The sequence below is a fragment of the Streptomyces sp. NBC_00358 genome, assembly GCF_036099295.1.
Classification (GTDB): domain Bacteria; phylum Actinomycetota; class Actinomycetes; order Streptomycetales; family Streptomycetaceae; genus Streptomyces.
In genome coordinates this window covers 822,704-834,676 of the sequence record NZ_CP107976.1, presented here as the reverse complement: position 1 = coordinate 834,676, position 11,973 = coordinate 822,704, and the positions used below count along the sequence as shown (strand labels likewise).

The following is an 11,973-nucleotide window of genomic DNA, read 5'->3' as shown; positions in this document are numbered from 1 at the left end:
TCACCACACGCCGGCCGGTCCGGTCACGTGCCCTCGGCCCAACCACGCGTCACGTCAAGTCAAGGAGGGGAAACCATGCCCGCCACCGGGAACACCATCCAGGAACGCCTGGACGAACTGGAGGCCATCAAGGAGTCGGTCCTGGCGGGACCGGACCCCGCGGCCACCGAGCGCCAGCACGGCAAGGGGAAGCTGACCGCCCGGGAACGCGTCGAACTGCTGCTGGACAAGGGCTCGTTCAACGAGGTCGAGCCCCTGCGCCGACACCGCGCCACCGGTTTCGGCCTGGAGGCCAGGAAGCCCTACACGGACGGTGTGGTCACCGGCTGGGGAACCGTCGACGGCCGGACCGTGTTCGTCTACGCCCACGACTTCCGCATCTTCGGCGGCGCGCTGGGCGAGGCGCACGCGCAGAAGATCCACAAGATCCTGGACATGGCAGAGGCGGCCGGTGCCCCCGTCGTGAGCCTCAACGACGGCGCCGGGGCCCGCATCCAGGAGGGCGTCACCGCGCTCGCGGGCTACGGCGGCATCTTCCAGCGCAACACCCGAGCCTCCGGAGTCATCCCGCAGATCAGCGTGATGCTCGGCCCCTGCGCGGGCGGCGCGGCGTACTCGCCCGCGCTGACCGACTTCGTGTTCATGGTCCGGGACACCTCGCAGATGTTCATCACGGGACCCGACGTCGTCAAGGCCGTGACCGGCGAGGAGATCACCCAGAACGGCCTCGGCGGCGCCGATGTCCACGCCGCGAAGAGCGGCGTCGCGCACTTCGCGTACGACGACGAGGAGAGCTGCCTGGAGGACGTACGCCACCTGCTCGGGATGCTGCCCTCCAACAACCGCGAGACGGCGCCGGTCGAGACGAACACGGACCCGGCGGACCGGACCACGGACGCCCTGCTCGACCTGGTGCCGGCCGACGCCAACCGTTCGTACGACGTCCGGGCCGTCATCGAGGAGATCGTCGACGACGGCGAGTACTTCGAGGTGCACGCCACCTGGGCGCCCAACATCGTCGTGGCGTTCGTCCGGCTGGACGGTCACGTCGTGGGCGTGGTGGCCAACCAGCCCGCCTCCATGGCCGGCGTGCTCGACATCGAGTCCTCGGAGAAGGCGGCCCGGTTCGTCCAGCTCTGCGACGCCTTCAACATCCCCTTGGTCACCCTGGTCGACGTCCCCGGCTTCCTGCCCGGCGTCGACCAGGAGCACAACGGCATCATCCGGCGCGGCGCCAAGCTCCTCTACGCGTACTGCAACGCCACCGTGCCCCGCATCTCCCTCATCCTGCGCAAGGCGTACGGCGGCGCGTACATCGTCATGGACTCCCGTTCCATCGGCGCCGATCTCGCCCTGGCCTGGCCCACCAACGAGATCGCGGTGATGGGCGCGGAAGGTGCCGCCAACGTCATCTTCCGCCGGGAGATCAACGCCTCCGACGACCCCGACGCCGTACGGCAGCGGAAGATCGAGGAATACCGGTCGGAGCTCATGCATCCCTACTACGCCGCCGAACGCGGCCTGATCGACGATGTCATCGACCCGCGGCAGACGCGAACGGTGCTGATCAGGTCCCTGGCGATGCTCCGGGCCAAGCACGCCGACCTGCCCTCCCGCAAGCACGGGAATCCGCCGCAATGAGGAGTGTTCCGATGACCACCGCCCCCTTCGCATCCCCCGAACCGCTGTTCCGCGTCGAGAAGGGCTCGGCCGGCCCCAGTGAACTGGCCGCGCTCACCGCGGTGTTGCTCCACCGTGCCGCGTGCGACGTCCGCGCCGACGAGTGCCGGACGCAGGCCCCGCGCTGGAGCAGGGCGGGCACCCGTCCCATGGCGGGCAGCCCGCTGAGCTGGCGCTCCGCACCCGGACGGGAGGACGCCCGCCGACCCTGAACCGGCCTGCGTCCGACCGGCCGTCGACCATCGGCTGTCGACCATCGGCCGCCGACCGACCGACCACGACCGACCAACCATCGACCTACGACCCGACTTCGAGTGAGCAAAGGATGGATCATCGTGCGCAAGGTGCTCATCGCCAACCGCGGTGAGATCGCTGTCCGCGTGGCCCGGGCGTGCCGGGATGCCGGGATCGCGAGCGTCGCCGTGTACGCGGAGCCGGACCGGGACGCCGTGCATGTCGGCGCCGCGGACGAGGCGTTCGCGCTGGGCGGGGACACTCCGGCCACCAGCTATCTGGACGCGGAGAAGGTGCTGGGTGCCGCACGCGAGTGCGGGGCCGACGCGGTCCACCCCGGTTACGGCTTTCTTTCGGAGAACGCGGACTTCGCCCAGGCGGTGCTGGACGCGGGACTGATCTGGATCGGCCCGCCGCCGCAGGCGATCCGTGACCTGGGCGACAAGGTCGCCGCCCGGCACATCGCGCAGCGCGCCGGCGCCCCGCTCGTCGCGGGCACCCCGGACCCGGTCTCGGGTGCGGAGGAGGTCGTGGCGTTCGCGCGGGAGCACGGGCTGCCGATCGCGATCAAGGCCGCGTTCGGTGGCGGCGGCCGCGGCCTGAAGGTCGCCCGGACCCTCGAAGAGGTCCCCGAGCTGTACGAGTCGGCGGTGCGTGAGGCCGTCGCGGCGTTCGGGCGCGGGGAGTGCTTCGTGGAGCGCTACCTCGACAAGCCCCGCCATGTGGAGACGCAGTGCCTGGCCGACAGCCACGGCAACGTGGTCGTCGTCTCCACCCGGGACTGCTCGCTGCAGCGCCGCCACCAGAAACTGGTCGAGGAGGCCCCCGCCCCCTTCCTGTCCCGGGCGCAGGTGGACGAGCTGTACGCGTCGTCCAAGGCGATCCTGAAGGAGGCCGGCTACGTCGGCGCGGGAACGGTGGAGTTCCTGGTCGGCACGGACGGCACGATCTCCTTCCTGGAGGTCAACACCCGCCTGCAGGTCGAACACCCGGTCACCGAGGAGGTCGCCGGCCTCGACCTGGTGCGCGAGATGTTCCGCATCGCCGACGGTGAGGAACTCGGCTACGGCGATCCCGAACTGCGCGGACACTCCATCGAGTTCCGGATCAACGGCGAGGACCCGGGCCGCGGCTTTCTGCCCGCCCCCGGCACCGTCACCCTGTTCGCACCCCCCACGGGCCCCGGCGTCCGGCTGGACGCGGGCGTCGAGACCGGGTCTGTGATCGGCCCGGCCTGGGACTCCCTGCTCGCCAAACTGATCGTCACCGGCGCCACCCGCGAGCAGGCCCTGCAACGGGCCGCCCGCGCACTGGCGGAGTTCAAGGTGGAGGGCATGGCCACCGCGATCCCCTTCCACCACGCGGTGGTCACCGACCCCGCCTTCGCCCCCGAACTCACCGGCTCCAGCGACCCGTTCACCGTCCACACCCGGTGGATCGAGACCGAGTTCGTCAACGAGATCAAGCCCTTCACCGCCCCGGCCGACACCGACACCGACGACGAGCCCGGCCGCGAGACCGTCGTCGTCGAGGTCGGCGGCAAACGCCTGGAGGTCTCGCTGCCCGTCTCGCTGGGCATGTCGCTGGCCCGCACCGGCCTGGCCGCGGGCGCCAAACCCAAACGCCGCGCCGCGAAGAAGTCCGGCCCGGCCGCCACCGGCGACACCCTCGCCTCCCCGATGCAGGGCACCATCGTCAAGGTCGCCGTCGAGGAGGGCCAGGAGGTCAAGGAGGGCGACCTGATCGTCGTCCTGGAAGCCATGAAGATGGAACAGCCCCTCAACGCCCACCGCTCCGGCACCGTCAAGGGCCTCACCGCCGAGGTCGGCGCCTCCGTCACCTCCGGCGCCCCCATCTGCGAAATCAAGGACTGAACGGATGACGACGTCCCATCACGAGGTCCGGGGCACAGCGCCCGAGCGGTATCGGAGGCGGGGGTGACGAGTGCCCTGACCTTGTCGGTGCTGATGTGTCTGGTGTCGACTCTCTGCTACGCCGTGGGGGCGATGCTCCAGGAGCGCGTGGCCGTCGCGGCACGGCGGCCGGCCGTGCACGCGACGCTCTGCTCCGGCCTCTGGTGGACCGCGCTCACGCTCAACGGCGGGGGCGGACTGCTGCACGTACTCGCCCTGCGCTGGGGGCCGCTGACCCTCGTCCAGCCGCTGGGCGCGCTCACCATCGTGTTCGCCCTGCCGCTGTCCGCGCTGGGCCCCGGCCGAGGGACGGGGCGGGCAGGGCGGACGGCGTGGGCCGGGGTGGGGCTCGTCGCCGGCGGTCTGGCCGTGCTCACCGCGATGGTCGACACCGGACCGGACAGCGCGCTGCCCGTCCGGGACCAGCCGGTGATCGCCGCACTGGGCATCGCCGGTGTCGTCCTCCTGGCCGTCGCCGCGACACGGGTGACGCGGGCCGTGGGGCGGAGCGCGCTGCTCGCCGCGGCCGCCGGTGTGGCCTTCGGTGTGGCCTCGTTCCACATCAAGGCGGTCGTGGACGGCTGGGGCGTCCTCGGCACCGGGGCCGAGGCGGTGGGCCTGTGCCTCACGGCGGTGCTGGCCGTGGCCGGACTGGCCGCGTCCCAGGCCTCGTACCGAGAGGCGGGTCTGAGCGTGCCGCTGGTGACGGCGACGCTGGTCAATCCGGTCGTCGCGTCCCTGATCGGCGTCGCCGCCATGGACGACGGTTTCCGCTACGGGGTCCCCGGACTTGTGCTGGTGGCGGTGGCCGCGACGACGGCGGCCGTCGGACTGGTGGCGCTGGTCCGGGACAGGGCCGGCCGTGAAGGCACCGAGCGCCCCCGGGGGTCCGTCCTCATGGCCGCCGGGGCGCCGCGCGCTTCTCCCGTGGCGGTGGGGGAGGCCGGGGCGGCCGGTGTGCCGCGGCCCTCGCCCGAGGAGGCCAGGGTGCCGCGCGGTTCCCCGGGGGAGCGCGTGCCCTGCCTGTCAGCCCATGGAAGAGAGAGTCCCGATGCCACGAGAGGCCGGTCATGCACGAAGAGCCCCTACGTCTCGCAGTGATCACCAGCAGTCCACCGGAGAGCGGTTCGGGTCCCGTCGTGGCCCGATGGCTGACGAGACAGGCCGAGCAGTTCGGCGTGTTCAGCGTCGACGTGATCGACGCCGTCGAGGCCGATCTGCCGGTGGTGGTCTCCCCGGCCCGCGCCGCGCAGGCCCGGGACCGGCTCGATGACGTGGCGACGCGGATCGAGGCGGCCGACGCCTATGTGATCGTCACCGCCGAGTACAACCACGGCTGCCCCGCCGTCCTGAAGAGCGTCATCGACTGGCATCCCACGCAGTGGCGCGGCAAGCCGGTCTCCTTCGTCTCGTACGGAGGCCGCTCCCGAGGACTCCGGGCGGTCGAGCAGTTGCGGCAGACCTTCGCCGAACTCCATGTGGCGACCCTGCGCGACGGTGTCAGCCTCGCGGACGCGCGCGGCCACTTCGACGAGGACGGCAACCCGAGGGACGCCACCGGTCTCGACGCGGCCGTGAAGACCATGTTCGGACAGCTGGTGTGGTGGGCCGCCGCGCTCCAACAGGCGCGCGAGCGACGCCCGTACGCGGCGTGAACGCCGAGGAGGAGACGGTGGGAAGGCGGGAGACCCCGGGTATGGAGCGGACGTGCGCGACCAGGACGTCCGGGGTCACGGACGTCACCCTCGACGCGGGCGGCATCACCCTGTCGGGACTGCACATCGAGCCGCCCGGTCCGTCGCCCCGGGCGGTCGTCGTGGCCGTGCACGGCGGCGGGATGTCGGCCGGGTACTTCGACGGGCAGGCGCATCCGAGTGTGTCGCTGCTGGGTCTCGGGGCAAGCCTCGGTTTCGCCGTGCTGAGTCTGGACCGGCCCGGCTACGGCCGGTCCGCCCGCGAGATACCCCTCGGCCAGAGCCTCACCGAGCAGTCGGCCACCCTGCACGCGGCCCTGGAGGACTACGCGCGGCGTTTCCCGACGGGCGCCGGTTTTCTGCTGGTGGCGCACTCCTTCGGCGGCAAGGTGGCGCTGACGGCGGCGGCCGACGACGTGTGCGGCCGGCTCATCGGCCTCGACATCTCCGGCTGCGGGCATCGCTACGCCACCGAGACGAGGGAGCCGCCCGGCGTCCTCGCCCGCGACTCCTGGAAGTGGCACTGGGGGCCCCTGCGGCTCTACCCGCCCAACAGCTTCCGCTTCAGCCGTCCGCTGCTGGCGCCCATGCCCGCCGTGGAGGAGCAGGAGTTGCGGCAGTGGTCGGAGTCCTTCCCGGGCGTCGCCGCGCGGGTCCGGGTCCCGGTCAGATTCACCTTCGCCGAGTACGAGAACTGGTGGCTGCACGACGCCGAGGCCCTGGCGGACATGATGAGCCATCTGCGGGAGACCACCGTCACCGTGCACAGGCAGCCGGACGCGGGCCACAACATCAGCCTCGGATGGGCCGCCCGCTCCTACCATCTGCGGGTCCTGGCCTTCCTGGAGGAACTGCTCGCGCGGCGCGGGCAGGTCGGCGCGTGAACCGGCAGGCGGCCCGGCGATCCGCCCGGATCGCCGGGCCCGACGCCGGAGTCAGGGCCATCGGCCGGTCCCTGGCCGTACGCAACTTCAGGCTGTTCTTCACCGGCCAGCTCATCTCGGTGATGGGCACCTGGATGATGATCGTCACGCAGGACTGGCTGGTGCTGTCCCTGTCCGACGACTCGGCCACCGTTCTCGGCCTGGTCACCGCTCTGCAGTTCGCACCGATGCTGTTTCTGTCGCTCTACGGGGGCCGGCTCGCCGACCGTCATGACAAGCGGTCGATCCTCGTCGTGGCCAACCTCGTCTCGGGTGCCCTGTCGATGGCCCTGGCTCCGCTGGTGATCACGGGAGCCGTACGGGTGTGGCACGTGTGCGCCCTGGCCTTCTGCCTCGGCGTCGTCAACGCGATCGAGACACCGACCCGGATGTCCTTCGTGCACGAGATGGTCGGCGGCGAACTCCTGCCCAACGCCTCGGCCCTGAGCGCCGCCTACTTCAACCTGGCGCGCATCCTCGGACCCGCGCTGGGCGGTCTCGCGATCACCTGGCTCGGCATCGGACCCGTGTCGGTGCTCAACGCCGTCAGTTATCTGGCCACCGTGGCGGCGCTGTTGAGGATGCGTCCCGCGGAACTGCTGCGGGGCAGCGGCACCGTTCGCGACGCGCGTACCCGCGATGCCCTGCGCTACGTCGCCGGCCGCCCCGATCTGCTCCTGCCCCTCCTCACGGTGGCCCTCGTCGCGTTGTTCGGCCTGAACTTCCAGCTCACCCTGCCGCTCCTGGCCAAGACGGTCTTCCACGCCGACGCCGGTTCGTTCGGGCTGTTCACCTCCGCCGTCGCCGCCGGATCGCTGCTCGGCGCCCTGGCCGGCACGCGACGCGAGGGTCGGCCGTCGGCACCGCTGGTGGCCGGTGCGGCGGTCGCCTTCGGTACGGCGGAGGCGCTGACCGGGCTCGCTCCGGGGCAGGGCGGGGCACTGGTCCTGCTGGCTGTCACGGGCTTCACGGCCCTCTACTTCACCCAGGCCGTCAACCACCGGGTCCAACTCGGCTCGGCCCCGGGCCTCCGCGGCCGGATCCTGGCGCTCTACACCCTGCTCCTCCAGGGATCGACGCCCTTCGGGGCGCTTCTGACGGGCCGGTTCGCCGCCCGGTACGGGGCTCGTGCGGCTCTGGTGGCCGGAGGTCTGGTCTCGTTGGCCACCGGCCTCGCCGCGCTGGCCTTTCTCACGATCCGCGCTGCTCGGCCGGGAACGGACGATGCCCGTGCGCGCGACGGGTGACGTCCTGGAGGTGCGGTCCCGGTGGCGGGCTCCGATCGACGGGTGGGAGCGGATCCCGGCGCCCCGACGGGGACGCCGGGATCCGCCGGCTCACTCGGCCGCGGCCGGGAGCTGGGGTGCCGTTCCGGACATCCATATCGGCCGGACCGAGGTCCGGGAGAAGCGCCAGCCGTCGGCCGTGCGGCGGAGGTCCACGTCCCACACACCGCCCACGGTGAACAGGGGATCGAGACCTTCACCGAGCTTCTTGAGGGTGGACTCGTGATGGATGTGCGTCATCAGCGAGTTCCACGACGCCGTCGCGCTGTCGGTGTCGACGTCGACGTCGACGAGGATGTCCGTGTTCATGTACTGGATCACGGCCCAGTCCTCGACGGCCTGCTGCGACTGCCGTACGGCCTCGGTGCCCACGGCGGTTCCGTGCGGGCTCTCGGCCTTTACGTCGTCAGTGAAGTATTCCTTGCCCCAATCCCCTTCGAAGCGCCGCTCATTGAGCGTACGGAAAAACCGGCTGATGAGTACAGTGATTGCGCTGGCGTCGTCTTGAGTGGTCATGCGTAAAGACTGCCACTCATGACCGATGAACCGTCAAGTGACTATTTGGTCAGCGGCTGTCGAGATCAGGTGGGATTGGTAGTAGGCTCGGAATGCGGTCTATGATCACAACGCGCTTCCATGGCCGACAGGACGTCATATCCGGTCTGCCGCACGGTGCTTGACCAGCTCGGCAACGTGCGTCGGAGGGGCGAAGCGGCGACCTAGCGGCCGTCGGAAAGACGACACGGAGTGAAGGGAATTCCTTATGACGGTGCAGTACACCGATCGTATGGCGGCTGCCGTGCGGACGGCGAGCGAACTTGCCGCCGCTCAGCGCAGTCCCGAATTATTCACCATCCATCTGCTCACCACGCTGAGTGCGCAGGATGATTCCACTTTCTCGGCGCTGCTGGTCGCCAACGGCGTGGATCTGAAGGCGTTCCACGAATTCTCCGCCAACCGCAGCAAGCAGATGATTCCGCCGGTGTCGCGGACGTCCGCGGACGACCTCCGGCCGAGTCAGGAGCACGCGGCCCTGCTGGAGGGCGCGGTCGCCGAGATGGGCGAGATCGGCGACAGCCGGCTCGGCACCGAGCATCTGCTGCTCGCGGCGCTCAAGTACCGACCCGGCAAAGGTGCCTGGTCCGTCTTCGGGCTCTCCTACGCTCCGGTCCGCAAGAGTCTCGACTCGCTGAGGAAGAACTCGGCCGTGTGACCCCGCGCCGGTCGTCCGGCCGGCGTGCCACCCGCCGCCGCCCGGATGACCGCCGCGCCGTACGGCTCCCCGGAGCGGGCTCGGAACCGCCGAGCCCGTCCCGCCAACTCCGTCGGCGACCACACCCTCGCCGCTCACGCCCCGACGCTCCGCCGAACAGGGAAATCCGCTGGTTCCGGTCCGGAGGCGTCCGTAGGATCCGATCATGAACGAGGACTCGGGGATCGCGGAGGGCGAGCGTGACGAGGAGCCTGAAAGACGGCTCGCGTGGCGCGCAGAGTCCGTCGGCCTCGCGGCGGTCGACGTGGACGACGCCGAGCTCCTGCACGGCTGGCGGTCCGACCCGGTGGCCGCTCATGAATTCGGCCTCTGGCCGAGCTCGCTCACCGCGCTCCGCGAGCGGGTCGAGCGCGACGCGGACGACGATTGTCGTGACGACTACCTCGTCCTCCTCCCGGACGGCACCCCGATCGGCCACATCGCCCTGACCGGTCAGGACATGGTCGACGGCACCGCGGAGGTCGAGCTGATGCTGGACCCGCGTCATCGGGGCCACGGTCACGGCACGGCCGCCCTCGACGCTCTGGTGGATCTGGCGTTCGGTGAACTCCCGCTGTACCGGCTCGTGGCACAGACGCACACCGACAACGCCCCGGCCCTGGCCGTCCTCGCCGGATCAGGCTTCGTGCGTGAGGGTGTCAGCCGCGCCGCCTGCCTGCACCGCGGCCGGCGCCACGACATCGCGGTGCTCTCCCTGCTCCGTCCCGAGTGGGAAGCGCTGACCCGCCCGCGCGCCTGGGACGCCTGACCGCACGGCGAACGCGCGCTAACCGGGTGGAGTCCAGGCGGCCCTCGCCTTCCGTTCGGGCCGCACAAAATGAGGTGGGAAAGGTCTCAATGAGACACACCGCCGAAAAGGACCCAATTCTCTGAGGGTGTCGAGCGAGCATTTTTACCGGCCACGAGTATCGGTCGAATCCAGCCAGTTGTGTGGCGCGATATTGTGCGCAGGGGCGTGAACTGTCACCGTCGTGCGCGGAATGACAGCCCGATCATGACATTCGACGAACCTCAACTTCGTTGTCACGTACGGCCGTTGGTGCCCACACACGTCGACGCGGTCGAAATGCCAATTTCTCCGCCATTTACCGGATCCGCGCCTGGGGGAGGCGTCTGTGCGGGGTGGGCGACCCCTTCCATGAACGGAAAATCCCGGCACGGTGCGGGTTCGGGGGCGGCCTTCCGGGCCGACGGTAATCCGCAGATCCATCGAAGGAGATGTTTCGCAGTCATGAGAAAGAGTTCATTTGGTGTTCACGCCGACAAAGCGCACACCCCGCATCCGGGCATGATGAGCGCGAGATCGGGATGGAGAGTCCGCGTCGGGGTCTTCGCCGCCACGACAGCGCTCCTCTCGGCGGGCACCCTGCTCGGCGCCAATCCGGCGTCGGCGGCGCCGGCGGCGATCAAGCTGACCTCCTCGTCCTGTCCCAGCGTGATCCTGCAGGGTCAAGTGAGCGGCTGTGTCACGGAGTTGCAGAACCTGCTCAACGCCCATGGCGCCGGGCTGACGGTGGACGGCAATTTCGGGGCGAACACGCTCTACGCGGTGCGTGAGTACCAGTCCTCCGTCGCGATCGCCGTGGACGGGCAGGTCGGCCCCCAGACCAAGGGCAAGCTGTACGCGACCGGGGGCTCGGCGCCCGCGCCGATCAACCTCAACTCCTCGTCGTGCCCGGCGAACATCGTCCAGGGCAACAAGAGCGGCTGCGTCACCGAACTGCAGCGGCTGCTCCGCCACTTCGGCTACGACATCGACGTGGACGGCGACTTCGGGTCGGGGACGGACAGCGCGGTCCGAAGCTTCCAGTCCTCGCACGGCCTGTCGGTCGACGGACAGGTCGGCACGAACACCAAGCGGGAGCTGTACAACACCGACGAGTCGGCGTCGACGGCGTTGGACCTGCGATCGGCGTCCTGCCCCTCGAACATCGTGGAGGGGGAGAGCGGCGGTTGCGTCGCCACGCTGCAGGCCCTGCTCAACGGCAAGGGGCAACACCTCGACGTGGACGGCCAGTTCGGGCCCCTGACCCTGACGGCCGTGAAGGCGTTCCAGTCCTCGGCGGGCCTCTCCGTCGACGGACAGGTCGGCCCGAACACCAAGACCGCCCTCTACTCGAACATCAGCACCGGCGGCGGCAGCGGGGCGCCGGCACCGATCAACCTGAACTCCAGCTCGTGCCCGAGCAACATCGTGAAGGGCCAGAAGAGCGGCTGCGTCACCGAACTGCAGAGCCTGCTCAACCACCACGGTGCCGACCTCGCCGTCGACGGCGACTTCGGGTCGATGACCGACAGCGCGGTACGCGACTTCCAGGCCGAGAAGGGTCTGTCGGTCGACGGCCAGGTGGGCGCGAACACCAAGGCCGCTCTGTACGGCGCGGTCACCCCGCCGTCGTCGCCCGCGCCCGGTGGCGGCTACAGCAAGATCCTCGATGTGGCCGCGGCCGAGGTCGGCACGGTCGAGGGCAGCGCTCGGGCGAACAGCTACGGTTCGGCCGTGGGTCTGTCCATGTCCACCAGCAACTACGCATGGTGCGCGACCTTCGTGAGCTGGGTGGCGAAGCAGACGGGCGCCACCTCCTACCGCAACACCTACGTCTCGGGCTGGGTCAACCAGGCACGGGCCGGCAACTACCACCTCTCGGTGACGACCAACCCCCAGCCGGGCGACATCGTGGCCTTCGACTGGGACGGTGGCAACAACTACACCGGCGGCCATGAGCACATAGGCATCGTGCGGACGGTGAGCGGCGGTTCCAGCTTCACCACCGTCGAAGGCAACACCGGCAACCCCAACGGCGGATCGGACGGCGTCTACGTCAAGACCCGCGGCACGAGCAGCGGATACGACGTGATCTTCATCCGAGTCCGCTGAGCGGGCGCCGGCGACCGGTGCCCGGCGGCCGGAGTCCGTGTCTTTGACGCCGGATCCCGCCGGGAGAGGCGGTTCTGCCGGCGAACCGGCCG

11 protein-coding genes are annotated in these 11,973 nt (G+C 70.2%); 10 read left to right on the top strand and 1 reads right to left on the bottom strand.

The window, feature by feature from the left end:
- The first annotated feature begins 75 nt into the window (after positions 1–75).
- The 7 genes from OHT01_RS03405 to OHT01_RS03375 all read left to right on the top strand — a co-directional run bounded on the left by OHT01_RS03405 (position 76) and on the right by OHT01_RS03375 (position 7,691).
- Positions 76–1,641, top strand: a complete 1,566-nt coding sequence (locus tag OHT01_RS03405; protein ID WP_328551598.1) for an acyl-CoA carboxylase subunit beta — start codon at positions 76–78, stop codon at positions 1,639–1,641.
- A gap of 11 nt (positions 1,642–1,652) precedes the next feature.
- Positions 1,653–1,892 carry an acyl-CoA carboxylase subunit epsilon gene (locus OHT01_RS03400; RefSeq protein WP_328551597.1) on the top strand — a complete coding sequence of 80 codons (240 nt, stop codon included), beginning with the start codon at positions 1,653–1,655 and terminating at the stop codon, positions 1,890–1,892.
- Between the two features lie 123 nt (positions 1,893–2,015).
- The gene (locus OHT01_RS03395; RefSeq protein ID WP_328551596.1) at positions 2,016–3,788 is read left to right on the top strand and encodes an acetyl/propionyl/methylcrotonyl-CoA carboxylase subunit alpha; all 1,773 of its coding nucleotides are present in this window, start codon (positions 2,016–2,018) and stop codon (positions 3,786–3,788) included.
- Positions 3,789–3,851: 63 nt separating this feature from the next.
- Positions 3,852–4,928 carry a DMT family transporter gene (locus OHT01_RS03390; RefSeq protein WP_328551595.1) on the top strand — a complete coding sequence of 359 codons (1,077 nt, stop codon included), beginning with the start codon at positions 3,852–3,854 and terminating at the stop codon, positions 4,926–4,928.
- Complete coding sequence (locus OHT01_RS03385; RefSeq protein ID WP_328551594.1) at positions 4,925–5,482, top strand: NADPH-dependent FMN reductase; 558 nt, start codon at positions 4,925–4,927, stop codon at positions 5,480–5,482. Before OHT01_RS03390 ends, OHT01_RS03385 begins: the two co-directional genes overlap by 4 nt.
- A gap of 17 nt (positions 5,483–5,499) precedes the next feature.
- Positions 5,500–6,405, top strand: a complete 906-nt coding sequence (locus tag OHT01_RS03380; RefSeq protein WP_328551593.1) for an alpha/beta hydrolase — start codon at positions 5,500–5,502, stop codon at positions 6,403–6,405.
- Positions 6,402–7,691, top strand: a complete 1,290-nt coding sequence (locus tag OHT01_RS03375) for an MFS transporter (RefSeq protein WP_328551592.1) — start codon at positions 6,402–6,404, stop codon at positions 7,689–7,691. Before OHT01_RS03380 ends, OHT01_RS03375 begins: the two co-directional genes overlap by 4 nt.
- A 90-nt stretch (positions 7,692–7,781) precedes the next feature.
- Here OHT01_RS03375 and OHT01_RS03370 read toward each other — a convergent pair whose 3' ends face one another.
- The gene (locus OHT01_RS03370) at positions 7,782–8,246 is read right to left on the bottom strand and encodes a nuclear transport factor 2 family protein (RefSeq protein ID WP_328551591.1); all 465 of its coding nucleotides are present in this window, start codon (positions 8,244–8,246) and stop codon (positions 7,782–7,784) included.
- Between the two features lie 271 nt (positions 8,247–8,517).
- Here OHT01_RS03370 and OHT01_RS03365 point away from each other — a divergent pair, with 271 nt between their 5' ends.
- The 3 genes from OHT01_RS03365 (at position 8,518) to OHT01_RS03355 (ending at position 11,881) form a co-directional block, all read left to right on the top strand.
- The gene (locus tag OHT01_RS03365; RefSeq protein ID WP_328551590.1) at positions 8,518–8,943 is read left to right on the top strand and encodes a Clp protease N-terminal domain-containing protein; all 426 of its coding nucleotides are present in this window, start codon (positions 8,518–8,520) and stop codon (positions 8,941–8,943) included.
- 205 nt (positions 8,944–9,148) lie between these two features.
- Positions 9,149–9,751: a GNAT family N-acetyltransferase gene (locus OHT01_RS03360; protein ID WP_328551589.1), complete on the top strand. Its 603-nt coding sequence runs from the start codon at positions 9,149–9,151 to the stop codon at positions 9,749–9,751.
- A gap of 540 nt (positions 9,752–10,291) precedes the next feature.
- Positions 10,292–11,881 (top strand): peptidoglycan-binding protein, encoded by a 1,590-nt coding sequence (locus OHT01_RS03355; RefSeq protein ID WP_328551588.1) that lies wholly within the window; start codon positions 10,292–10,294, stop codon positions 11,879–11,881.
- Positions 11,882–11,973: the final 92 nt, after the last annotated feature.

Excerpts from the sequence above, each read along its gene's own strand:
- OHT01_RS03355 (WP_328551588.1), top strand. The coding sequence starts at position 10,292 with ATGATGAGCGCGAGATCGGGATGGAGAGTCCGCGTCGGGGTCTTCGCC.
- OHT01_RS03405 (WP_328551598.1), top strand. The coding sequence starts at position 76 with ATGCCCGCCACCGGGAACACCATCCAGGAACGCCTGGACGAACTGGAG.
- OHT01_RS03365 (WP_328551590.1), top strand. The coding sequence starts at position 8,518 with ATGGCGGCTGCCGTGCGGACGGCGAGCGAACTTGCCGCCGCTCAGCGC.
- OHT01_RS03370 (WP_328551591.1), bottom strand. The coding sequence starts at position 8,246 with ATGACCACTCAAGACGACGCCAGCGCAATCACTGTACTCATCAGCCGG.
- OHT01_RS03360 (WP_328551589.1), top strand. The coding sequence starts at position 9,149 with ATGAACGAGGACTCGGGGATCGCGGAGGGCGAGCGTGACGAGGAGCCT.
- OHT01_RS03400 (WP_328551597.1), top strand. The coding sequence starts at position 1,653 with ATGACCACCGCCCCCTTCGCATCCCCCGAACCGCTGTTCCGCGTCGAG.